General features: G+C 70.1%; 18 protein-coding genes. 12 read left to right on the forward strand and 6 right to left on the reverse strand.

The window, feature by feature from the left end; genetic code table 11:
- Nucleotides 1-155 precede the first annotated feature (155 nt).
- The gene (locus ACIOKD_RS15900) at nucleotides 156-419 is read right to left on the reverse strand and encodes a WhiB family transcriptional regulator (RefSeq protein WP_107022476.1); all 264 of its coding nucleotides are present in this window, start codon (nucleotides 417-419) and stop codon (nucleotides 156-158) included.
- Between the two features lie 756 nt (nucleotides 420-1,175).
- Between ACIOKD_RS15900 and ACIOKD_RS15905 the strand changes: the two genes are divergently transcribed.
- The 4 genes from ACIOKD_RS15905 to ACIOKD_RS15920 all read left to right on the forward strand — a co-directional run bounded on the left by ACIOKD_RS15905 (nucleotide 1,176) and on the right by ACIOKD_RS15920 (nucleotide 5,401).
- A complete protein-coding gene (locus ACIOKD_RS15905) occupies nucleotides 1,176-1,700 on the forward strand; it encodes a cysteine dioxygenase (protein ID WP_402083615.1) in 525 nt (174 codons plus the stop codon).
- Between the two features lie 83 nt (nucleotides 1,701-1,783).
- Entirely contained in the window at nucleotides 1,784-2,743 is a 960-nt protein-coding gene (gene cofD, locus ACIOKD_RS15910; protein ID WP_402083618.1) for a 2-phospho-L-lactate transferase, read from the forward strand.
- On the forward strand, nucleotides 2,740-4,128 hold the full coding sequence (locus ACIOKD_RS15915) for a coenzyme F420-0:L-glutamate ligase (RefSeq protein ID WP_402083620.1): 1,389 nt from the start codon (nucleotides 2,740-2,742) through the stop codon (nucleotides 4,126-4,128). Before cofD ends, ACIOKD_RS15915 begins: the two co-directional genes overlap by 4 nt.
- Before the next feature lie 256 nt (nucleotides 4,129-4,384).
- A complete protein-coding gene (locus ACIOKD_RS15920; protein WP_402083622.1) occupies nucleotides 4,385-5,401 on the forward strand; it encodes a DNA-3-methyladenine glycosylase family protein in 1,017 nt (338 codons plus the stop codon).
- Nucleotides 5,402-5,557: 156 nt separating this feature from the next.
- On the opposite strand, the gene ACIOKD_RS15925 is transcribed toward ACIOKD_RS15920, so the two are convergent.
- Entirely contained in the window at nucleotides 5,558-6,640 is a 1,083-nt protein-coding gene (locus ACIOKD_RS15925) for a sugar phosphate nucleotidyltransferase (RefSeq protein ID WP_402083624.1), read from the reverse strand.
- A gap of 164 nt (nucleotides 6,641-6,804) precedes the next feature.
- Entirely contained in the window at nucleotides 6,805-8,373 is a 1,569-nt protein-coding gene (locus tag ACIOKD_RS15930) for a peptidoglycan recognition protein (RefSeq protein ID WP_402083627.1), read from the reverse strand.
- 110 nt (nucleotides 8,374-8,483) lie between these two features.
- Here ACIOKD_RS15930 and ACIOKD_RS15935 point away from each other — a divergent pair, with 110 nt between their 5' ends.
- The 4 genes from ACIOKD_RS15935 (at nucleotide 8,484) to ACIOKD_RS15950 (ending at nucleotide 14,602) form a co-directional block, all read left to right on the forward strand.
- Nucleotides 8,484-9,239, forward strand: coding sequence for a TIGR03089 family protein (locus tag ACIOKD_RS15935; protein ID WP_402083630.1), 756 nt, complete (start codon nucleotides 8,484-8,486; stop codon nucleotides 9,237-9,239).
- A 199-nt stretch (nucleotides 9,240-9,438) separates the two neighbouring features.
- Nucleotides 9,439-10,782: an LCP family protein gene (locus ACIOKD_RS15940; RefSeq protein WP_402083631.1), complete on the forward strand. Its 1,344-nt coding sequence runs from the start codon at nucleotides 9,439-9,441 to the stop codon at nucleotides 10,780-10,782.
- Nucleotides 10,783-11,042: 260 nt separating this feature from the next.
- On the forward strand, nucleotides 11,043-12,791 hold the full coding sequence (locus ACIOKD_RS15945; protein WP_402083634.1) for an LCP family protein: 1,749 nt from the start codon (nucleotides 11,043-11,045) through the stop codon (nucleotides 12,789-12,791).
- Nucleotides 12,792-12,865: 74 nt separating this feature from the next.
- Nucleotides 12,866-14,602: an LCP family protein gene (locus tag ACIOKD_RS15950; RefSeq protein ID WP_402083636.1), complete on the forward strand. Its 1,737-nt coding sequence runs from the start codon at nucleotides 12,866-12,868 to the stop codon at nucleotides 14,600-14,602.
- 114 nt (nucleotides 14,603-14,716) lie between these two features.
- On the opposite strand, the gene ACIOKD_RS15955 is transcribed toward ACIOKD_RS15950, so the two are convergent.
- On the reverse strand, nucleotides 14,717-15,745 hold the full coding sequence (locus tag ACIOKD_RS15955; RefSeq protein ID WP_402083639.1) for a glycosyltransferase family 2 protein: 1,029 nt from the start codon (nucleotides 15,743-15,745) through the stop codon (nucleotides 14,717-14,719).
- Between the two features lie 118 nt (nucleotides 15,746-15,863).
- Between ACIOKD_RS15955 and ACIOKD_RS15960 the strand changes: the two genes are divergently transcribed.
- On the forward strand, nucleotides 15,864-17,339 hold the full coding sequence (locus ACIOKD_RS15960; protein WP_402083640.1) for an LCP family protein: 1,476 nt from the start codon (nucleotides 15,864-15,866) through the stop codon (nucleotides 17,337-17,339).
- Nucleotides 17,340-17,682: 343 nt separating this feature from the next.
- Here ACIOKD_RS15960 and ACIOKD_RS15965 read toward each other — a convergent pair whose 3' ends face one another.
- Complete coding sequence (locus ACIOKD_RS15965) at nucleotides 17,683-18,228, reverse strand: acyl-CoA thioesterase (protein WP_402083643.1); 546 nt, start codon at nucleotides 18,226-18,228, stop codon at nucleotides 17,683-17,685.
- Between the two features lie 118 nt (nucleotides 18,229-18,346).
- Between ACIOKD_RS15965 and ACIOKD_RS15970 the strand changes: the two genes are divergently transcribed.
- On the forward strand, nucleotides 18,347-19,609 hold the full coding sequence (locus ACIOKD_RS15970) for an LCP family protein (RefSeq protein ID WP_402083646.1): 1,263 nt from the start codon (nucleotides 18,347-18,349) through the stop codon (nucleotides 19,607-19,609).
- Between the two features lie 110 nt (nucleotides 19,610-19,719).
- On the opposite strand, the gene ACIOKD_RS15975 is transcribed toward ACIOKD_RS15970, so the two are convergent.
- Nucleotides 19,720-20,877: an acyl-CoA dehydrogenase family protein gene (locus tag ACIOKD_RS15975; RefSeq protein ID WP_402083648.1), complete on the reverse strand. Its 1,158-nt coding sequence runs from the start codon at nucleotides 20,875-20,877 to the stop codon at nucleotides 19,720-19,722.
- Nucleotides 20,878-21,065: 188 nt separating this feature from the next.
- On the opposite strand from ACIOKD_RS15975, the gene ACIOKD_RS15980 reads away from it, so the two are divergent.
- Nucleotides 21,066-22,409, forward strand: a complete 1,344-nt coding sequence (locus ACIOKD_RS15980) for a UDP-glucose dehydrogenase family protein (protein WP_402083651.1) — start codon at nucleotides 21,066-21,068, stop codon at nucleotides 22,407-22,409.
- Nucleotides 22,410-22,447: 38 nt separating this feature from the next.
- On the forward strand, nucleotides 22,448-22,813 hold the full coding sequence (locus ACIOKD_RS15985) for a VOC family protein (protein ID WP_402083654.1): 366 nt from the start codon (nucleotides 22,448-22,450) through the stop codon (nucleotides 22,811-22,813).

The following is a 22,813-nucleotide window of genomic DNA, read 5'->3' on the forward strand; positions in this document are numbered from 1 at the left end:
ACGTATCACTACGTAGGGGTGTGCGCCGTTCGATCGGAACACGATCAGAGTGTGGCCGAAGTGCGACCGGATGCGATCAGGTCACTTCTGGTACCTGTCACTTCTGATCCCTGTCGAGTCTGGCCCCTGTCGAGTCTGGCCCCTGTCGAGTCAGGTCAGACGGCGGCTTTCTTCAGGCGGCGCCGCTCACGCTCGGACAGACCGCCCCAGATACCGAAGCGCTCGTCATTGGCGAGGGCGTATTCAAGGCATTCCGAGCGGACCTCGCAGGCGAGGCAGACCTTCTTCGCCTCGCGGGTGGAGCCGCCCTTCTCGGGGAAGAAGGACTCGGGGTCGGTCTGCGCGCAGAGCGCCCGCTCCTGCCAGCCGATCTCCTCTTCGGCCTCGTCGACCAGCAGTTCCTGAAACAGCTCGGTCATGTGCGCCCCTCGTCCGTCTCGCGTCCCCGTGATACTGCCGCTACCGATTTCGGCTGAACGACACGAGTGAAATTACAATTGCGCTGCTCCGGCCCAGTCAAGCCGAGATCTGCTATTGGGCCTCTTATTCACTCTGCGGAACCAAGGCTATGCGGAAAGTGTTCAAATCGGCATAAACCCTGACAGCCGAAAGAGAGCCAGCGGGACGCCGTCTCCGCACAGGACTTGTACAGAGGAAGACGCCCAGGAGTTCGATCTCGTTCCGCCACGATCGACGAAGCGAACCGGATCACATATGGATCACTGGGATCACACAGGGATCGCGGGGTCGCGCCGAGGTTCGTGCGCCCGGTTGTGCGCCATGTGTCCCGGCACCCTCCTGCACAAACCTTTCACCTCCGAGGTGGCCCGGATGAGGTGAAAGATCTCCTACATATCGGACGTCAAGTTGACAGTGCGGGTGTGAACCGGTGTGCTGGTGGGCATGCTCGCGAACTCGGTACTCACCTCGACCCGCATCGCCGGGTCCCTCGGTGCTGTCCAAGCTCGCTGTAGCTGTAGCTGTTGCTGTCGCAGCTGTTGAGCTCACCGCGCTCCCGCTGCCGCCGCGTCCACTGAGACCGGCCGCTGGTCCCCTCCCGCCCGTACCAGGGCCCGCCCTCACCGGGGCACACCTCACGCCCGCGATCCGGGCGGCCGGTACGTGACATCCCCGACCTCCAGCACTCTCTTCCGCCGAGGAAACCACCGCACCTCATGAACAGCGACAGCGACCTCCAGATCGCCGGCGACATCCTCGAAGTACCGCACCTCCTCCAGCCGCCGCGCGAACACCCGGCCACCGTGGCCGAGTTCGTCGGCCTCGCCCGTTCCATCGCAGCCGACCGCTCCCGGTGGGAGCACCTCGTCCGCTACGACGCGGCCTCCCGCTGGTACCACCGGCTGCGCACCGGCCCCGGCTACGAGGTGTGGCTGCTGTCCTGGGTCCCCGGGCAGGGCAGCGGGCTGCACGACCACGGCCCGTCCTCCGGTGTGCTGACCGTCCTTGAGGGGGCGCTGACCGAGCGCACCGAACGGGGCACCCGCGCGCTCGCCGCGGGAACCCAGCGGGTGTTCGCGCCCGGCTACGCGCACGAGGTGGTCAACGACTCGCTCGAACCGGCCATAAGCCTGCACGTCTACTACCCCGGCTTGACGGAGATGCCGATGCTCCCCCAGTCGCAGCTCCGTTCGACCGGGGGAACCCCCAACGTCCGGTGCTCGATGGCCGAGGTCCTGTGACCGGTCGACGTGCCGCAGTCATCGGTGACGCGTTGTCGCAACCGGCTGACGCGTTGTCGTAGCCGCCTGCAAGACTGCATGCCATGCGCATTGTGGTTCTGGCAGGCGGCATCGGCGGTGCCCGGTTCCTGCGTGGTCTCCAGCAGGCCGCGCCGGACGCGGACATCACCGTCATCGGCAACACCGGGGACGACATCCACCTCTTCGGGCTGAAGGTCTGCCCGGACCTCGACACGGTGATGTACACGCTCGGCGGCGGTATCAACGAGGAACAGGGCTGGGGACGGGCCGAGGAGACGTTCCATCTCAAGGAGGAGCTGGCGGCGTACGGCGCCGGCCCCTCCTGGTTCGGTCTCGGCGACCGTGACTTCGCGACGCACATCGTGCGGACGCAGATGCTGAGCGCCGGTTATCCGCTCAGCGCCGTCACCGAGGCGCTGTGCGACCGGTGGAAGCCGGGCGTCCGGCTGATCCCCATGTCCGACGACCGCGTCGAGACGCATGTGGCCGTCGAGATCGACGGCGAGCGCAAGGCCGTCCACTTCCAGGAGTACTGGGTGCGGCTGCGGGCCTCCGTGGAGGCGCACGCGGTGGTGCCCGTGGGAGCCGACCAGGCCAACCCGGCACCCGGGGTGCTGGAGGCCATCGCCTCCGCGGACGTCATCCTCTTCCCGCCGTCCAACCCCGTCGTGTCCATCGGCACGATCCTCGCCGTGCCGGGCATCCGCGAGGCGATCGCCGAGGCGGGGGTGCCGGTGGTCGGCCTCTCCCCCATCGTCGGCGACGCGCCCGTGCGCGGCATGGCCGACAAGGTCCTGGCGGCCGTCGGCGTCGAGTCGACCGCGGCTGCGGTCGCCGAGCACTACGGCTCGGGGCTCCTCGACGGCTGGCTGGTCGACACGGTGGACGCCGCCGTCGTCGAGCGGGTCACCGAGGCGGGCATCCGGTGCCGTGCCGTCCCGCTGATGATGACCGATCTCGACGCGACGGCCGAGATGGCCCGCGAGGCACTGACGCTGGCCGAGGAGGTGCGGGGCGCTTGAGCGACAACGGCAGGGACAGGGACAGGGGCAGCGGCAGCAACCCCGATGCGCCCGGCTATCGCGTCTGGGCGCTGCCCGGGCTCCCCGAGGTACGACCGGGGGACGATCTCGCCAAGCTGATCGCCAGTGCCAGTGCCAGTGTCAGTGTCAGTGCCCATGCCAGCGCCGAGCCGGGGCTCATGGACGGGGATGTGCTGCTGGTCACCTCGAAGATCGTGTCCAAGGCCGAGGGGCGCGTCGTCGAGGCGATGGACCGGGAGGCCGCCATCGACGCCGAGACCGTGCGGGTCGTGGCCCGGCGCGGTCCGCTGCGGATCGTGGAGAACCGGCAGGGACTCGTGATGGCCGCCGCCGGGGTCGACGCCTCCAACACACCCGCCGGGACCGTACTGCTGCTGCCCGAGGACCCCGACGCCTCCGCCCGCACGATCCGGGACGGTCTGCGGGACGCGCTCGGTGTCGAGGTCGGCGTCCTCGTCACGGACACCTTCGGCAGGCCCTGGCGGACCGGGCTCACCGATGTCGCCATCGGGGCCGCCGGAGTGCGCGTGCTCGACGATCTGCGGGGCGGCACGGACGCGCACGGGAATCCGCTGGGCGCCACCGTCGTCGCCACCGCCGACGAGCTGGCCGCCGCCGGGGACCTGGTCAAGGGCAAGGCCGCGGGACTGCCCGTCGCCGTCGTGCGCGGGCTGTCCCACGTGGTGGGCACGGACGGCGGCGCGGAGGAAGGGACACGGGGCATGGTCCGCGGGGCGCGCGACGACATGTTCCGGCTCGGCACCTCCGAGGCCGTACGGGAGGCCGTCACCCAGCGGCGTACCGTACGGGCCTTCACCGACGAGCCCGTCGACCCCGGTGCCGTACGGCGTGCGGTGGCCGCGGCCGTGACCGCGCCGGCCCCGCATCACACGACACCGTGGCGATTCGTCCTCCTGGAGACGGCCGAGTCGCGTACGCGGCTGCTGGACGCCATGCGGGACGCCTGGATCGCCGATCTGGAGCGGGACGGGAAGAGCGCGGAGTCCATCGCCAAGCGGGTGCGCCGCGGGGACGTCCTGCGGAAGGCTCCGTATCTCGTCGTGCCGTGTCTCGTCATGGACGGGTCCCACACGTACGGCGACGCCCGGCGCGACGGGGCCGAGCGGGAGATGTTCGTGGTCGCCACCGGCGCCGGGGTGCAGAACTTCCTCGTCGCGCTCGCCGGGGAGCGGCTCGGGTCCGCGTGGGTGTCGTCCACGATGTTCTGCCGGGAGGTCGTCCGGGACGTGCTCGCGCTGCCGCAGGGCTGGGATCCCATGGGGGCCGTCGCCGTCGGGCACGCGGCGGAGGAGCCGAAGGCCCGGGCCCGGCGGGATGCGGGGGCGTTCATCGAGGTGCGGTGACCTGCGAGCCTGTGACTGGTGACGGGGGCTGGTGACTGGCGCCTAAGGGCTGTCCCGTAATCCCCGGCGGGCGCACGACGACAGCTACGGCACCTCGCTGCGTTGTCGGATCGCCCGAATACGCCCAGTATGAGGACGACCCTCCGCCTTGCGATGCACCGCATCTGACGTCGCGCGCTGATCCACCGGGGATTACGGGACAGCCCTTAGCCTTGTGCCCGCATCCCGAGCAGCTTCCTACCGAAGGACCTCATCCGTGGCCGGACGCTTCGAACAGCGGCCCACGCGTACGACCGTGCGCGGCGGGCGTGTCGTCGTGCCTGTGCCTGTGCCCGAGCCCCGGTCGGCGGCGGCGGCCGGGGAGGGTGGGCGGAAGCGGGAGTGGGTGCCGCCCTGGCCGCTCGATCTGGGGCTCGTGCTCGGGCCGTTGCGGCGGGGGCCCGCCGATCCCACTTTCCGCGCGGCTGCGGACGGGTCCGTGTGGCGGGCCAGCCTCACCCCGGTCGGGCCCGGGACCCTGCGGGTGTCCGCGCGCGCGGGTGTGGTGCGGGGTGAGGCGTGGGGACCCGGGGCCGAGTGGCTGCTCGACCGGCTTCCCCTGCTGCTCGGGGAGGCCGACGATCCCGACGCCTTCGAGCCCCGGCACCGGCTGGTCGCGATGACCCGGCATCGGCGGCCCGGGCTGCGGCTGACGCGTACCGGGCTCGTGCTGGAGTCGCTGATTCCGTCGGTTCTGGAGCAGAAGGTCACCACCGACGAGGCGTACCGGGCGTGGCGGCTGCTGGTGCGGAAGTACGGCGTGCCCGCGCCCGGGCCGGTGGAAGGGCGCATGTTCGTCATGCCCGAGCCGCGGGTCTGGTCGCTGATTCCCTCGTGGGAGTGGCATCGGGCGGGGGTCGACAACAAGCGGGCGTCGACGATTCTGCGGGCCGTGCGGGTGGCTCGGCGGATGGAGGAGGCTGTGGCGTTCGATCCGGTCGCGGCGCGGGAGCGGCTTGAGGTGGTGGCCGGGGTGGGGCCGTGGACCTCGGCGGAGGTTGTGCAGCGGAGTCATGGGGCGGCCGATGCGGTGACGGTCGGGGACCTTCATCTGCCGGGGATCGTGGGGTATGCGCTTGCGGGGGATCGGGATGCGGACGACTCCTTGATGCTGGAGTTGTTGGAGCCTTATGCGGGGCAGCGGCATCGGGCTGCTCGGCTGATCCTGTTGAGCGGGCGTACGCCGGCTCGGCGGCATCCGAAGATGCCTCGTGGGGATATCGGGGTGCTGTGAGGTTGGGGGCTTTTTTCGCCCCCGCCGCCCCTACCCGTCCCGTCACCGCGTGAGGGCTCCGCCCTCACGCCCCCCTTTGCGCAGTTCCCCGCGCCCCCCAGGAAGGCGCACACCGGGCCGCCGCCGATGACGCAGGCCTCCCTGGCAGGGACTCCGCTACTGGTCCGACGAGAAGCGTAGTGATCCCTGGGGGATGCGTGCGTCGCACCAGACGCGTACGCCTGCTCGGAGTTCGTTGTCCGGGCCCACCGTCGCTCCGTCGCCCACGACCACGCCCGTGAGGATCGAGCGGGCGCCCACCCGGGCGCGGGCGCCGATCAGGGAGTCCGTGACGACCGCGCCCGGTTCGACGACGGCGTCCGCCAGGATCGCGCTGCCGTGAACGCGCGCCCCCTCACCCACGGTCGCGCCCCTGCCGACGACCGTGCCGCCGGTGAGTTTGGCGTCCGGGGCGACGGTGGCCTCCGGGAGGACCAGGCGGTCTCCGCAGCGGCCCGGGACGGCCGGGGACGGCGCCCTGCCGAGGACCAGGTCGGCGGAGCCGCGGACGAAGGCCTGGGGAGTGCCCAGGTCCAGCCAGTACGTGGAGTCGACCATGCCCTGGAGATGGGCGCCGGCTGCCAGCAGGTCCGGGAAGGTCTCCCGTTCGACCGAGACGGGACGGCCGACCGGGATCGAGTCGATGACCGACCGGCGGAAGACGTACGCGCCCGCGTTGATCTGGTCGGTGACGATCTCCTCGGGGGTCTGGGGTTTTTCGAGGAACGCCTGTACGCGGCCCGAGGCGTCCGTCGGGACCAGCCCGTACGCCCGCGGGTCCGTCACCCGTGTCAGGTGCAGCGAGACGTCCGCGCCCGAGGACCGGTGGGTGTCGACCAGGGCCGGGATGTCCAGGCCGGTCAGGATGTCCCCGTTGAAGATCAGTACGGGGTCGTCGGGGGCGGATCGCAGATGAGAGGCCACGTTCCGGATCGCGCCGCCGGTGCCGAGGGGTTCGTCCTCGGTGACGTACTCGATACGGAGCCCCAGCGACGAGCCGTCGCCGAAGTAGGGCTCGAAGACCTCGGCCAGGTAGGACGTGGCCAGCACTATGTGCTCGACCCCCGCCGCTCTCGCCCGTGCCAGCTGGTGCGTGAGGAACGGTACGCCGGCCGCCGGAACCATTGGTTTCGGCGTGTGCACCGTGAGGGGGCGCAACCGAGTGCCCTTGCCGCCGACCAGGAGGATCGCTTCTGTCACCTGTCGTCTCTGCTTCCTGCTGGGGCCGGTCGAACGGTCATTCGACCGGCCAGTGTATGCAGACGTCTCGATGGCTGTGGGGCGCCTCTGGGAGGTGGCCGTGGGGAGCCGCCGGGTCGGGTCGTCCCGGCCGGCCGGGCCTCACCGTTCCCGCCGACCGGACGTCATCGCCCCTGGTAGCGGGCCGAAGTGGCACGGGCCTTGCCGAGCTTCGCGTAGAGCCGGCCGCCCGGGCATTCGGTGGCGAATCCGTCCCGGTGACCGGAGATTACATTGAGTCGTACGTTCTTTCCTTTTCGGTACAGATTTCCGCCTCCCGACTTGAGGTAGGTCTTGCCGCGCGGGTTCGCCCCGTAGAGGCCGAGCTTCCATGCCGTGAGCTTGGCGACGGCCTTCACCGAGGCGGCGGGCGGGTTCGCGGTGCCGAAACTTCCGAGGACGGCGATCCCCATGCTCTTGCTGTTGAAACCGAGCGTGTGTGCGCCCATCACCGGCTTGGCCACACCACCGGCCCTGCCCTCGTAGATGTTTCCGCACTTGTCGACGAGGAAGTTGTAGCCGATGTCGCGCCAGCCACTGCTCTTCACGTGGTAGCGGTAGATACTGCGGATGACTGAAGGCGCTTGCGCACAGCGGTAGTTGTTGCCCGAGGCGCTGTGGTGGACGAAGACGGCCTTCACCGTCTTCGTGTAGCTGAAGTTCGACTCCCGCAGCCCCTCGTCGGCGCCCCAGCCCCGGCGGGTGACGATGCGCGGACGGGCGCCGATGTACGGCTTCGCACGCTGGTTCGCGCTCGCGGCGACGGTGTCTGCCGTCCCCGCGGCACCAGTACCAGTGCCAGTGCCCGTACCCGTACCCGTCGTATCAGTCGCGTCCGTCTCCTCGCCATGGGTCGCCAGCAGGTCGGCCCTGGTCTCCTTCCGGCTCAGGGCCGAGATCTCGGTGGCGCCGATGGGCGCGAGCTCGGCGTTGACGGCGGAGGCCGCCGCCGCGGACTCGGCGGTCAGGACGCCCGGAGGCGGGGCGTTCAGTTCGGGGCCCTGGGGCGGGGGTTCGGCGCCGGGGTCGACCAGTTCGACGTGCAGGCCCTTGGGGAGGGGTTCGGCGGTGACGGCTCTTCCGCCGGCGCCCGGCCGGCCGGCCGCCTCGCCCTGGACCCTGACCTCCACACCGTCCGAGTCGCCCACCCACAGGGGTGCCGTGGAGCCCCGTACCCGGCCGGAAGTGCGCTCCGCCGTGTCCGGGTCGGCCGCGTGCTCGTGGTTGTGGGTGTCCACGTCCTGCCAGGCGGACCACTTCGTGGTGCCGGTCGCGCGGGTACGGACCTGGACCCGGCCGTGGAGTTCGCTGTCCGGGTCGTCCCAGACGACGCCCACGAGGGAGAAGTGCCGGACGTCCCGGCGGGCCAGGCCCTGGGCCGGGGCGGTCGCGAGAGCGGGAGGCGGCAAGGTGCGGTCGCCCGAGGACGGGGTCGAGGGCGAGGACGGGGTCGAGGGCGAGGGCGGGGTCGAGGAGGAGGGCGGGGTGCTGGGGGTGAGAGGGGTGAGCGGGAGGGACTGGGTGCTGCCGGGGGTCGTGCCGCCCGGGTTCGAATTGCCGGTGGTCCGTCTCTCGGCCGCCGAGGAGGTGGCCGCGGCGTCCGAGGACAGGGCCAGCGGGAGGGCCAGGGCGGCCGCACAGGTGACGGCGATCGAGGAAGCTAGGTGTCCGCGCATGCCCCTGATCCTGGACATAGTCAGACTTATCTGTCCATCTGGGATGTGACGGACCGTCGGTCGCACTCCGCCGAACCGGTGCCCCTTCCTCCTCCGCCCGGGCAGCCGCCCGCGTACGCTTGCGTCCCGTGACCGCCATCGACCGCACCCCTGCCGACCTGCTGCGATCCGCGCTCGCCGCGGATCCCGCGCGCCCCCTGGTGACCTTCTACGACGACGCCACGGGCGAACGTGTCGAACTGTCCGTGGCCACCTTCGCCAATTGGGTGGCCAAGACCGCCAATCTGCTCCAGGGCGAACTGGGCGCCGAGCCCGGCGAGCGGGTGGCACTGCTGCTGCCCGCGCACTGGCAGACGGCGGTGTGGCTGCTCGCGTGTTCCTCGGTGGGTGTCGTGGCGGAGGTCGGGGGTGACGCGGGGGACGCCAATCATGTGGTCGCCGGGCCCGGGCAGTTCGAGGCCGGGCTCGCCTGCTCCGGGGAGCGGGTGGCGCTGTCGCTCGCGCCGCTGGGGCGTCGCTTCGCGCAGGTGCCGGGTGGGTACGCCGATTACGCGGTCGAGGTGCCCGGGCAGGGGGACGTCTTCCGGCCGTACGGGCCTGTGGACCCGGAGTCCGCCGCGCTGGTTGTCGCCGGGGCGGAGCTTTCGGGGGCGGAGGTGGTCGAGCGGGCCCGGGGGGATGCGGGGGCGCTCGATCTGACGGGGCCCGGGGGGCGGTTGTTGTCCGCGCTGTCCTATGACACGTGGGAGGGGTTGAGCGCCGGGTTGTACGCGCCGCTGGCCGCCGGGGGGTCCGTGGTGCTGTGCCGGAACCTCGACCGGCTCGGGGAGGAGGCGCTCGCGAAGCGCATCGAGAGCGAACGGGTCACGTCCACGGCCCGCTGAGGCATCTCCCGCCCCCGCCGCCCCGTCACCGCATGGGGGCTCCGCCCCCTCGCCCCCGTCGCGCAGTTCCCCGCGCCCCTGAGGGGCTCGCCCCCGCCGCATCCCCCGTTCGGCCCACCACCCGGCGCCCCCGCCCCCCAACCCGCGTCATGGTCGTAGAGGGCAGCGCAGGGAACGGCCGGCGGGAGGAGGCGACAGGGTGGCGAGCCGGACGGGTGGGACGCGTGGTGACGGGGCTGTCGGACCGGGCGTGGGCTCAGCCGCCACCGGAACCGGTGTCGCCCGGCGCCGCAGGCGGTGGCTGCGGTGGACGGGGATCGGCGTCGCCGTGACCCTCGTCGGCGCCGCGGGAGCCGGCTGGGCGGTGTACGAGAAGCTGAACGCCAACATCACCTCGGACGACGACACGGCCGCCGAACTGGCCCGGTACGAGCGGGAGCGGCCCACCGCACTGGTACGCGCCGCGCAGAACATCCTGCTGATCGGGTCGGACTCGCGGTCCGGGGACGGGAACCGCAAGTACGGCAGGGATTCCGGCACCGAGCGTTCCGACACCACGATCCTGCTGCACCTCGCGGCGAACCGGCGCAGCGCGACCGCCGTCTCGCTCCCGCGCGACCTCATGGTCGACATACCGGGCTGCCGGCGCACGGACGGCGCCCGCGCCGCACCCGTGTTCTCGATGTTCAACCACGCCTTCCAGAACGGCGGTCCGGCCTGCACGATCCGTACCGTCGAGAAGCTGACCGGTGTGCGCGTGGACCATCACATGGTGGTGGACTTCCACGGGTTCAAGGACATGGTCGAGGCGGTCGACGGCGTCGAGGTGTGCCTGAAGGAGCCGATCGACGACCCCGCAGCGAAACTGCGGCTGCCCGCGGGCAAGGTGCGGCTCGACGGCGAACAGGCCCTCGGTTACGTGCGCGCCCGCAAGACCATCGGCGACGGCAGCGACACCGACCGGATGGACCGCCAGCAGCGCTTCCTCGGCGCGCTCGTCAACAAGGTGCGCAGCAACGACGTACTGCTGAATCCCGCGAAGCTCTATCCCGTGCTGGACGCGGCGACGTCGTCCCTCACGACCGACCCCGGACTGGCGAACCTGCGGGGGCTGTACGACCTGGTGCGCGGTATGCGCACCATCCCCACCGAGCGGGTGCAGTTCCTCACCGTGCCGAGGGAGTCGTACGCCCTCGACGCCAATCGCGACCAGCTCGTGGAACCCGAGGCGGAGAAACTCTTCGAGCGGCTGCGCAGGGACGCGCCGCTGGAGGTCGCGAAGGAGGTTCCGAAGGATTCCGGCGCGGAGAGGAGCACTGAGGAGCCCGTCGACCACCAGGACAGACAGGGCTATTCATACGACTTCGAGCGCTACCGACCGGGTGACGGGGGTGAGGAGGAGCCTGACAGGTCGGAGTCGGGTGCGGACGACGGCAAATGGGGCGGAAAGCGGGCCGACAGGACCTCGGCCACACCGGAGCCCGCACCGACTCCCGCGCCGACTTTCCGGGGCAATACGGCCGCCGAGGACGTGTGCGGTTAACGCCCGAACTGCCCTCCGAGTAAAGGGCATACCAAGAGCGGGAACGTACGTTCAAAGAATTGGGCGGATTGTGCGGTTGTAGGGACGTGGAATGCGTCACCGTCGTCGCTCGACGCTGATCCAGCCGGATAGTGTGAGCGATCCGGTGCACCCGGCCCGAGGTTTGTCCTGGGAGTCGCGCACTGGTTGGACCGACTGACCGAGCGTCTTTCTGAGGGGGAAAAGACGCCGCGTGGCCCCGACGGAGGACTCAAGCAACCGTGGACGCGCAAGGCCGTGGGCGGGCGGACGATATCGACCCCGCAGACCAGTGGGTACTCAATCCGAGCACAGGCGACTACGAACTGCGACTGCAGAGTTCCGCACCGCAGTCGGCGGTCCCAGGCCCCCGTTCCCGCAGAACGGCGGGAGCCGACGCGCCACCGCGCGCGCGCACCGCTCCGGGCCGGGAGCGGAAGAAGACACCGGAGGAGGCGCCGGAACCCGCGGTGCCCGGCCCGCGCAGACGCCGTGCGCCGGAGGAGCCGCTTCCGGGCCGCCGTCGGGCGCGCACGAAGTCCGGCAGATCGAGGGCGAAGAAGGTGCTGCTGTGGACCGGCGGCGGCATGGCCTTCGTACTGGTCGGCGTCTCGGCCGCGGCGTACGCCTACATCAAGCACCTTGAGGGCAACGTCAGCACGACCGATGTCGGCAGCGCGGGTGCGAGCAGTTTCAGCAAGGACGAGGCTTTCAACATCCTGATCATCGGTACGGACAAACGCACCGGGTCGGGCAACGAGGGCTACGGCGACAAGGGCAGCGTCGGCCACGCCGATACGAACATCCTGTTGCACGTCTCCAAGGACCGTACGAACGCGACCGCGATGAGTATCCCGCGCGACCTCGTGGTCGACATTCCGGACTGCGTGACCAAGCAGGAGGACGGCAGCGAGAAGGTCGTTCCAGGGACGCAGAACCAGCGCTTCAACACGAGCCTGGGCCAGGACGGCCGGGACCCGGGCTGCACCATGCGCACGGTCAAGGCGGTCACCGGCATTGAGCCGCAACACTTCATGATGGCCGACTTCAACGCGGTCAAGACCCTCACCACGGCGGTGGGCGGCGTCGACGTCTGCGTGGAGAAGGCCGTCAACGACAAGGATTCGAAGCTCAAGCTGCCGGCCGGTACGTCCACGGTCGAGGGCGAGCAGGCCCTCGCCTTCGTCCGCACCCGGCACAGCTTCGGCAATCAGGGCGACCTCGACCGCATCAAGGTCCAGCAGCAGTTCCTGGGCTCGCTGATGCGCAAGATGGCGTCCGGCAACACGCTCACCAACCCGAGCAAGTTGCTGAAGCTCGCCGAGGCCGCCACCAAGGCACTGACCGTGGACACCGGCATAGGGAAGGTCAGCACGCTCAAGGACGTGGCGCTGGAGCTGAAGAAGGTGCCGCCGAAGAACATCACCTTCACCACGGTGCCGGTCGTCGACAACCCCGCCGAGACGGTCAAGGCGACGGTCGTCGTCAATGACGCGAAGGCACCGCAGATCTTCTCGATGATCAAGGACGACGTCTCGTTCACCGAGGTCAAGCAGGAGAAGAAGAAGGAGAAGGCCGCCGTGGCCGCCCGTCTCAAGGGCAGCAAGGCCGACCCCGCCGATGTCCGCGTGCGGGTCCTCAACGGCGGCGCGGTCGCCGGCTCCGCGCAGGAGACCCTCAACTGGCTGCAGCTCGAAGAGGGCATCACGAAGTCCGAGAACGCGGGCAACTCCGGGGCGACGCTGAAGAAGACAACCGTCGAGTACGCTCCCGACCAGGCCGATCAGGCACGCAGGCTCGCCGGTCTCATGGGCCTGTCGGGATCGGCCATGAAGCCGGGCAAGAGCGTGACCAACTCCCAGGGTCTCCCTGCGATCACGCTGACCCTCGGTGAGGACTTCAAGGGGGCCGGGGTCTCTCTGACCACTCCGTCGACGACGCCGGAGGACGTCGAGAAGTCCACGGCGGACAAGGTCGAGTGCGCCAAGTGACCTAACAGGTCCGTCCTACGTCTCACAGGGCGTAGGACGGACCTGTGTCAGGCGCAGGGTGGGGAGGCAGGAACATGGCGCAGAGCAGTGTGCGTGGGGAGGGGGCTCGTCCACGCGCCTCGCGCGCGAGGGAACGAAGCCGCAGTGACGGCTCCTCGCATACGGGGGAACAGAGCGGGAGCGGCTCTCCTCAGGCGCCGCAGGTACCGCGGGCGCGGACCGCGCCGGGCGGGAACGGCGGCGACGACGACGGGGACGGCGGCAGACGGGAGAGACCGCGGGGCGGCAAACCCCGGCGCATACTGCGGTGGTTCGCGCTGGTCCTCGCGGTACTGATACTCGGGACGGCCGGCGCCGGATACCTCTACTACCGCCATCTGAACGGCAACATAGACAAGGGCAAGCGCAACAACGGTGAGTCGGACGTCAAGAAGACGGAGCCCAACGCGGCCGGTCAGACGCCGTTGAACATCCTGTTGCTCGGCTCCGACAGCCGCAACTCCAAAGAGAACGTGAAGCTCGGCGGCAGCAAGGACCAGGTGGGCAGCAAGCCCCTGGCCGACGTCCAGATGCTGGTGCACGTCTCCGCGGACCGCAAGAGCGCCTCCGTCGTGAGCATCCCGCGCGACACCCGGGTGAAGATCCCCGAGTGCGAGGATCCCGACACCGGCGACAAGTACCCCGAGACGAACAACATCATCAACATGTCGCTGCAGCGCGGCGGGGCCGGCTGCACGCTGGCCACCTGGCAGAACCTCACCGGTGTCTACATCGACCACTGGATGATGGTCGACTTCGGCGGCGTGGTGAAGATGGCGGACGCCGTCGGCGGCGTCGAGGTCTGTGTGCGGCAGAACGTGTGGGACCGCCCGCTGCCGGGCGTCCCCGGCGGCTCCGGTCTGAAGCTGGAGGCGGGCAGCCACAAGGTCAAGGGGAAGCAGGCCCTGCAGTGGCTGCGCACCCGGCACGCCTTCGAGAGCGACCTGGGCCGCGCCAAGGCCCAGCACATGTACATGAACTCGATGATCCGCACGCTGAAGGGCCAGAACGCCTTCACCGACAGCGGCAGGCTGATGGGGCTGGCCGAGGCGGCCACCGACTCCCTTGAGGTCTCCGAGGAGATCGGCACGGTCAAGAAGCTGTACGACCTGGGGATGAAGCTCAAGTCCGTGCCGATGGACCGGTTCACGATGACGACCATGCCCACGGTGACGGACCCGCTGAACCCGAACCACCTGGTCCCCAAGCCGACGGACGCGGACAAGGTGTGGTCGATGATCCGCAACGACGTGTCCTTCGACAAGGGCGGCAAGAGCGGCAAGGACGGCAAGGGCGAGAGCGGTGCGTCCGCGAGCCCGGCGGCGACCGGGCCGACGGCGGCGCCCGCCGAGGGGCTGGCCGTCTCGGTCGTCAACGGCACGGCCGGCGACGACAGTGAGCTGGCGCCGGTGGGCAGCCGGGCCACGGCGATCGCCGGCGCCCTGCAGGGCAAGGGGTTCGCCAAGGCCACCGCGAGCGCGCAGGCCGATCCCAGCTCGCGTACGCAGATCACGTACCCGAAGAGCTCGGGCGCCCAGGGCAGGGCGAACGCGCTGTCCGTGGCCGGGGCCGTCGGTGTGCCGAGCAGTCAGGTACGCGCCACGGCGGACGCCGTCACCACCACGCTGACCGTCGGCAGTGACTGGCGGGAGGGCACGTCCTATCCGAAGCAGGACACTCCTGATGCGGGTGACCTGCCCGCGAGCGCGGACGCCCTCAACGGCTCCGAGAAGGACGCCTGCATGCCCGTGTACAAGCCGTACCAGTACTGAGTCCGGTACTGAGTCCAGTACCGGACTCAGTACCGGACCGGCGAGGGGCCGGGACCACTGTCACGACGACAGCGGTCCCGGCCCCTCGGCAGTTCGGGTTCCCGGCGCGGACGCTCAGGTCTCGCTCAGTACCGCCGGCCTGCGGGACGCGATGACCTTCTTGGCCAGCGCCTTCGGGCTGGTGAGGAAGCCCCAGCCCCACGACATGTGCATGGTCGCCAGCGCCACCGGGATCCGCAGCCGCGCCTTCGGGGGGAGTCCCTTGCCCGCGGGCAGCGAGCCGGCCGCGATCGCGACGAGGTAGCCGAGGGGGACCAGGAAGCCCCAGGGGGTCACCGCCGCGCCCACCACGAGGCCGAGGATGATCGCGACGACCGCCGTCGGCGGCGCCAGGTAGCGCAGGTTGATGGAGCCGGAGTGGTAGCGCGCCACGACATGACGCCAACGGCCGTAGTCCTTGTACTGCTTGGCCAGGGCCTGCATCGAGGGGCGCGGACGGTACGAGACCCGCAGCTCGGGCGAGAACCAGATGAGGCCGCCCGCCTCCCTGATCCGGAAGTTCAGCTCCCAGTCCTGGGCGCGGACGAACTCCTCGTTGTAGCCGCCCTGTTGCTCCAGCGCCGCCCGCCGGAAGACGCCCAGGTAGACCGTGTCCGCGGGGCCCGCCCTGCCACCCGTGTGGAAGGCCGCGTTGCCCACGCCGATCTTCGAGGTCATGGCGGCGGCGACCGCGTGCTCCCAGTCGTTCTCGCCCTCGGCGTGCATGATGCCGCCGACGTTCTGCGCGCCGGTCTCCTCCAGGAGCCGCACGGCGGTGGCGATGTAGTTCGGCGAGAGCATGCCGTGCCCGTCGACGCGTACGACGATCGGGTGGCGGGACGCCTTGATCGCCGCGTTCAGCGCGGCGGGGGTGCGGCCGGTCGGGTTCGGGACCGTGTGCACCCGGGGGTCCTCGCGCACGAGTTCGGCCGCGATCTCCTCCGTACGGTCCGTGGAGGGACCGATGGCGATCACGACCTCCATCTCTCCCGCGTACTGCTGGGCGAGGATCGCTTGGACGGCCCCGCGCAGATGCCGTTCCTCGTTGAGGACGGGCATGATCACGGACACGGCGGGAAGTTGCACGGCGGGTTCGGCGTTCATCGCGGATTACGTTACCGCGAACGGGGGACACCGACGCGCGCCGCCCGGTCCCTGCACCGGGCAGCAGATCGTATGGGCCTACGGTGCTCACGGACCCCCACACCCGGCCGACGCGGAGGTGTCCGCCTTGCCCACCCCGCCCAGCTCCCCCGCTCCTCCCCCGCGACAGCCCCCGGTACGGCAGCCCGTACGGGCCGGCCGGCCGCAGTGGGCCACGCGGGTGGCGACCACGCTGTCCGTGGCGGTGCTCGCGGCGGCCGGCGTCGGACACGCGGTGGTCACCGGACTCGACTCCGACATCAACCGGATCGACCCCTTCAAGGACATGAAGAACCGGCCCGCGCGCGGTCACGGCATGAACGTGCTCCTGGTCGGCACCGACGGACGGGACCGGATCACACCACGGGAGAAGGAGGAGTACCGGCTCGGCGGCGCCCCCTGCCACTGCACGGACACGGTCATGATCGTGCACCTGTCCGAGGACCGGCGGCGGGCCAGTGTGGTGAGCCTGCCGCGCGACTCGTACGCCGAGACGCCCGCGCACATCGACCGGACCACCGGCGACCGGCACAAGGCGCACCCGGTCAAGCTGAACGCGGCCTACGCGGAGGGCGGGCCGCAACTGACCGTGCGCACGGTCGAGAAGATGACCGACGTGAAGATCGACCATTATCTGGAGGTCGACTTCATCAGCTTCATGAAGACCGTGGACGTGCTCGGCGGGGTGCGGATCTGCACGGCCCGGCCGCTGAAGGACACGGTCACCGGTCTCGACCTCGCGACCGGGACGCACGACCTGAACGGCGGCCAGGCACTGCAGTACGTGCGTTCACGGCACGTCGACGGGGCCTCGGACCTCGGCCGGATGCAGCGTCAGCAGCGGTTCCTGGCGGCGCTGATCGCCCGGGCCACGTCGTCCGGGGTACTGCTCAACCCGATCAGGTTCCGCGATGTGACGCAGTCCGTGCTCGGTTCCGTGCGAGCGGACAAGGGCTTCGGAACGAACGAACTCCTCGCCCTGGGGCGGGCGATGCGGGGCTTCTCGCCGTCGTCCTCGGAGTTCACGACGGTCCCGATCGAGCAGATGGGGTACGCCGTCAAGGGCATCGGCTCGACGCTGAAGTGGGACGCGAAGAAAACGGGGCGGCTCTTCAGGACCCTGCGCGACGACAAACCGCTCGCTCCGCACCGGGTGCGGTCCAAGGTGCTGAGCGTCGATGTCGCTCCGCAGCGGATCCGGGTCCAGGTCGAGAACGGGACCATGACCTCCGGGCTGGGGCGCCGGGTCGACAGAGGGCTGGCCGCGACCGGGTTCCGTACGACGCGGGCGCCGGTGAACGCGCAGGACCGGACGCTGCGGCGGACCGTCGTGCGGTACGACCCCCGCTGGGACCGGTCCGCGAAGTCGCTCGCGGCGGCGTTGCCGGGCAGTGAGCTGCATGCCGTCACCGGGCAGGGGCCGGTGATGGAGGTGCTTGCGGGGGCCGACTTCGCGGGGGTTCGCAAGGTGCGGGCGGACGACCCGGCGCAGGGGGAGTTCGACACGGTCACCGGCGACCAGGTGATCTGCCCTGAGCCGGGCACCAACGGGTAGTACCCACCCCTGCGGGTTCGGTGGGGCCGGGTACGGACGAAAGACAAAGGATTGCGCCGTTCCCCGCGCCCCTAGGGGCCCCTCAGGGGCGCGGGGAACGGCGCAGTCCTTCGGGGGCGCGGGGAACGGCGCAGTCCTTTGGGGGGCGCGGGAACGGCGCAGTCCTTTGGGGGCGCGGGGAACGACGCAGTCCTTCGGGGGGCGCGGGAACGGCGCAGTCCTTTGGGGGCGCGGGGAACGACGCAGTCCTTCGGGGGGCGCGGGAACGGCGCAGTCCTTTGGGGGCGCGGGGAACGGCGCAGTCCTTTGGGGGTGGTCCCGCCGGGCCGGAGGTGGGGGCGGGCTAGTCCAGGCCTTCCGCCGCGCGGCGTTCGCGCAGGTCCAGGATGGCCCGGCGGCGAGCCAACCGGTGCCGGCGCCGGATCTGCGCCTCCTGGTACCGCCGCTCGTCCCGCTCGGTCTCCGGACACACCGGAGGCACCCGACGCGGCTTCCCGTCCGCGTCCACCGCCGCGAAGACGAGATACGCCGACCCCACCTGCTGCGGCGGCGTCGACTCGTTCCACCGCTCGGCAAGCACCCGGACACCGACCTCCATGGACGTCCGCCCGGTCCAGTTGACCTGTGCCTTCACATGGACCAGGTCGCCTACGCGCACAGGTTCCAGGAACGCCATCTCGTCCATGGACGCGGTGACGGCGGGCCCGCCCGAGTGCCGCCCCGCCACCGCACCGGCCGCGTCGTCGACCAGCTTCATGATCACTCCACCGTGCACCGTCCCCAGCAGGTTGGTGTCGTTGTGGCTCATGATGTGGCTGAGGGTGGTCCGGGACGCCGAGGTCGGCTTGCCCGGAATATCGGATTCCGGGTTGGTGGCCTGCTCTGTCATGCCGCCCACCCTATGCCGGGGCGCCCAGGACCCGCTTTGCATCAGCTTGGCAACAGCCCTGATCCGATTTTCCGAAGACCCTTGTATGCCACACCCTCGGGCACTGCACACTGGTCGCATGAACGATTGGCCCCAGGGATGGTCCGGAAACAACGGCGGCGACCGCCAAGGCCGTGGCAGCGCGAGCGCCCAGCCCGAGGGTGCCCGCGTGATGCGACAGGTGCAGCGCGGCCCGGGCGGCGCCCCGCACTCCTCGGCGCCTCCCCACGGGGTCCCGCCGCAGCAGTCGTACACCGACGGTCACGGTGACAACGGCTACAACACGGGGCAGGTCTACGGGGGCGGCGGCGGTACGCAGGGCCCCGGCCCCGACGGCGGGCCCGGCCGCCCCGCGCCGAACTGGCGCCGGCGGATCAAGTGGATCTCGATCACCGTGGTCACGCTGTTCGTCGTGGTCTCCGTCGGCACGTACTTCTGGGCCGACTCCAAGCTCAACCGGGACGTCGACCTGTCGCAGGTCATCGACCGTCCCGACGCGGGCGAGGGCACGAACTACCTGATCGTCGGCTCCGACAGCCGCGAGGGCATGTCCGCCGAGGAGAAGAAGAAGCTCCACACGGGCTCCGCCGACGGCAAGCGCACGGACTCGATGATGATCCTGCACGTCGGCGACAACGGGAACACGATGGTCTCGCTGCCCCGCGACTCGAACGTGACGATCCCCACCTTCAAGGGCTCCGAGTCGGGCAAGACCTTCCAGGGCACCGGCCGCCAGGTGAAGCTGAACGCGGCGTACGCGGAGGACGGCCCCGAGCTGCTCGTACGGACCGTCGAGGCCAACACGGGACTGCGCATCGACCACTACGCGGAGATCGGCTTCGCCGGCTTCGCCAAGATCGTCGACTCCGTCGGCGGCGTGGAGATCGAGATTCCCAAGGGCGGCATGAAGGACACCAAGTCCGGCGCCGACTTCGAGGCGGGCAAGCAGACCCTCAACGGCGAGCAGTCCCTGGCCTTCGTCCGGACCCGGTACGCGCTCGCGGGCAGCGACCTGGACCGTACGAAGAACCAGCAGAAGTTCCTCTCGGCGCTCGCCAACCAGACGGCGACCCCGTCCACGGTCCTCAACCCCTTCAAGCTGTACCCGACCCTGAGCTCCGGCCTCGACACCCTCACCGTCGACAAGGACATGTCCCTGTGGGACCTCGGCTCGATGTTCCTGGCCATGAAGGGCGTCACCAGCGGCGACGGCAAGTCCATGAACATGCCGATCTCGGGCAACACCGGCAACGGCAACCTCCAGTGGGACACCGCCAAGGTCAAGCAGCTGGTCGAGCAGCTGAAGAACGACGAGAAGGTCACGGTGACGAGCAACCGGTAGGCAGTACCGGTCCCCGCCGCCACGGCATGCGAGAGGCCCCCGGAACCGAACTGCCGAACTGGTTCCGGGGGCCTCTCGCCTGCCGTGCGAGGTGCCTCACGGCAGGTGCCCTACGGCAGGTTCCTCGCCATGACGATGCGCTGCACTTGATTCGTGCCCTCATAAATCTGCGTGATCTTGGCGTCGCGCATCATGCGCTCGACCGGGTAGTCACGGGTGTAGCCGTAGCCGCCGAGGAGCTGGACGGCGTCGGTGGTGACCTCCATGGCGACGTCGGAGGCGAAGCACTTGGCCGCCGCTCCCTGGAAGGTGAGGTCCTTGTCGCCGCGCTCGGACTTGGCGGCGGCCGCGTACGTGAGCTGGCGGGCGGCCTCGATCTTCATGGCCATGTCGGCGAGCATGAACTGGATGCCCTGGAAGTCGCCGATCGGCTTGCCGAACTGCTTGCGCTCCTGGACGTACCCCTTGGCGTAGTCGAGCGCGCCCTGCGCGATGCCGAGTGCCTGCGCGGCGATCGTGACGCGGGTGTGGTCCAGGGTCTTCATCGCGGTGGCGAAGCCCGTGCCCTCCTCGCCGATCATGCGGTCGGCCGGGATGCGGACGTTGTCGAGGTAGACCTCGCGGGTCGGGCTGCCCTTGATGCCGAGCTTGCGCTCCGGGGCACCGAAGGAGACACCCTCGTCCGACTTCTCCACGACGAACGCCGAGATGCCCTTCGAGCGCTTGGTGGGGTCGGTCACGGCCATCACCGTGTAGTACTCCGACTCACCGGCGTTGGTGATCCAGCGCTTCACGCCGTTCAGGACGTAGAAGTCGCCGTCCCGGACCGCCCTCGTCTTCATGCCGGCCGCGTCCGAACCGGCGTCCGGCTCGGAGAGACAGTACGAGAACATGCCGTCGCCCTTGGCCAGCGGCGTCATGTACTTCTTCTTCAGGTCCTCGGAACCCGAGAGGATGACGGGCAGCGAGCCGAGCTTGTTCACCGCGGGGATCAGGGACGAGGACGCGCAGACCCGTGCCACCTCCTCGATCACGATGACCGTGGCGAGGGCGTCCGCGCCCGTGCCGCCGTACGACTCGGGTACGTGCACGGCGTGCAGGTCGGCCGCGACCAGCGCGTCCAGGGCCTCCCGGGGGAAGCGGGCCTCCTCGTCCACCGCCGCGGCATACGGCGCGATCTTCGCCTCGGCCAGGGAGCGGATCGCGTCCCGGAGCATGTCGTGCTCCTCGGACAGGCGGTACAGGTCGAAATCAGCCGATCCGGCCAAGGTCTCTCACGCTCCAAAGATGCAGTGACGGTGACGCTAACTACCGTTAAGTAACCCAAATTTTATGCACGCGCCCACGCGAGTGATACGTGAGCTTGCCGACAGGGGGAGATCTGCCCGGTCCGAGGCTCCGGCACGCCCCGACTATGCTCTGTCCGCGCACCTGACGGCTACCTCCTGGAGCACCCATGGCCCTCAAGATCACTGTGATCGGCACCGGCTATCTCGGCGCCACGCATGCCGCCGCCATGGCCGAGCTCGGTTTCGAGGTGCTGGGCCTGGACGTGGTGCCCGAGAAGATCGAAATGCTGCAGCGGGGCGAGGTCCCGATGTACGAGCCCGGTCTTGAGGAGCTGCTGCGCAAGCATGTCGCCGGTATCGAGGGGTCCAGCGGGCGGCTGCGGTTCACCATGGACTTCGCCGAGGTCGCGGAGTTCGGCGACGTCCACTTCGTCTGTGTGAACACCCCGCAGAAGCACGGCGAGTACGCCTGCGACATGTCGTACGTCGACGCCGCCTTCGCCTCGCTCGCGCCCCACCTCACCGGGCCCGCGCTGGTCGTCGGCAAGTCCACCGTGCCCGTCGGTTCGGCGGACCGCCTGGCCCGCACGCTCACCGGGCTGGCCCCCGCGGGCGAGGAGGTCGAGCTGGCCTGGAACCCGGAGTTCCTGCGCGAGGGCTTCGCCGTCCAGGACACCCTGCACCCCGACCGCATCGTCGCCGGTATCCGCAGCGAGCGCGCCGAGAAGCTGCTGCGCGAGGTGTACGCGACGCCGCTGGCCGAAGGGACACCGTTCGTGGTGACCGACTTCCCGACCGCCGAACTGGTGAAGACCGCCGCGAACTCCTTCCTCGCCACCAAGATCTCCTTCATCAACGCGATGGCCGAGGTCTGCGAGGCCGGCGGCGGCGATGTCATGAAGCTCGCCGAGGCGATCGGGCACGACGACCGGATCGGGAAGAAGTTCCTGCGCGCGGGCATCGGCTTCGGCGGCGGCTGTCTGCCCAAGGACATCCGCGCGTTCATGGCCCGCGCGGGCGAGCTGGGCGCCGACCAGGCTCTCACCTTCCTGCGTGAGATCGACTCCATCAACATGCGGCGCCGCGGCCAGATGGTGGAGATGACGCGGGAGGCACTGGGCGGCAGCTCCTTCCTCGGCAAGCGGATCGCGGTGCTCGGCGCGACCTTCAAGCCCGACTCGGACGATGTCCGGGACTCCCCCGCACTGAACGTCGCGGGCCAGATCCACCTCCAGGGCGGCCAGGTCACCGTCTACGACCCCAAGGGCATGGACAACGCGCGCCGCCTCTTCCCGACCCTCGGCTACGCGGAGACGGCCGTGGACGCCGTCCGCGGGGCGCACGCCGTCCTGCACCTCACCGAGTGGCGCGAGTTCCGGGAGCTGGACCCGGCGGCGCTGGGCGAGGTCACCACGGACCGGGTGGTGCTGGACGGCCGCAACGCGCTCGACCCGGCCGTATGGCGGGCCGCGGGCTGGACGTACCGCGCGATGGGCCGCCCGACGGCCTGAGACCCCGGATCACCCGTCCCGAGGAAGAGGAGAAGACCATGGCTCTCGCAAAGCTGGACTCCGTCGTCCTGGACTGTCCCGACCCGCACGCGCTGGCCGCGTTCTACGCCGGGGTCCTCGGCGGCACGGTCGAGGACAACGGCGACTGGATCGACCTGCGGCTGCCGGGACCGGCGGGCGGGACGCTGGCGTTCCAGGCCGCCCCCGGACACGTACCGCCGAAGTGGCCCTCGCCGGACGCCTCGCAGCAGTTCCATCTGGACCTGACGGTCGAGGACCTGGACGCGGCGGAGGCGGAGGTACTGGCGCTGGGCGCCAAGGTGCTGGACGCGGCGGACCGCACGCGCACCTGGCGGACGTACGCGGACCCGGCGGGCCACCCGTTCTGCCTCTGCGCCGGCTGA

It is taken from the genome of Streptomyces sp. NPDC087844, assembly GCF_044742785.1.
Taxonomy (GTDB): Bacteria; Actinomycetota; Actinomycetes; order Streptomycetales; family Streptomycetaceae; genus Streptomyces.

What these genes read in the sequence shown, in the direction of transcription:
- ACIOKD_RS15965 (WP_402083643.1), bottom strand. Translation starts at nt 18,228, where the DNA reads ATGACAGAGCAGGCCACCAACCCGGAATCCGATATTCCGGGCAAGCCG.
- cofD (WP_402083618.1), top strand. Translation starts at nt 1,784, where the DNA reads ATGCGCATTGTGGTTCTGGCAGGCGGCATCGGCGGTGCCCGGTTCCTG.
- ACIOKD_RS15970 (WP_402083646.1), top strand. Translation starts at nt 18,347, where the DNA reads ATGAACGATTGGCCCCAGGGATGGTCCGGAAACAACGGCGGCGACCGC.
- ACIOKD_RS15930 (WP_402083627.1), bottom strand. Translation starts at nt 8,373, where the DNA reads ATGTCCAGGATCAGGGGCATGCGCGGACACCTAGCTTCCTCGATCGCC.
- ACIOKD_RS15900 (WP_107022476.1), bottom strand. Translation starts at nt 419, where the DNA reads ATGACCGAGCTGTTTCAGGAACTGCTGGTCGACGAGGCCGAAGAGGAG.
- ACIOKD_RS15980 (WP_402083651.1), top strand. Translation starts at nt 21,066, where the DNA reads ATGGCCCTCAAGATCACTGTGATCGGCACCGGCTATCTCGGCGCCACG.
- ACIOKD_RS15950 (WP_402083636.1), top strand. Translation starts at nt 12,866, where the DNA reads ATGGCGCAGAGCAGTGTGCGTGGGGAGGGGGCTCGTCCACGCGCCTCG.
- ACIOKD_RS15955 (WP_402083639.1), bottom strand. Translation starts at nt 15,745, where the DNA reads ATGAACGCCGAACCCGCCGTGCAACTTCCCGCCGTGTCCGTGATCATG.
- ACIOKD_RS15985 (WP_402083654.1), top strand. Translation starts at nt 22,448, where the DNA reads ATGGCTCTCGCAAAGCTGGACTCCGTCGTCCTGGACTGTCCCGACCCG.
- ACIOKD_RS15905 (WP_402083615.1), top strand. Translation starts at nt 1,176, where the DNA reads ATGAACAGCGACAGCGACCTCCAGATCGCCGGCGACATCCTCGAAGTA.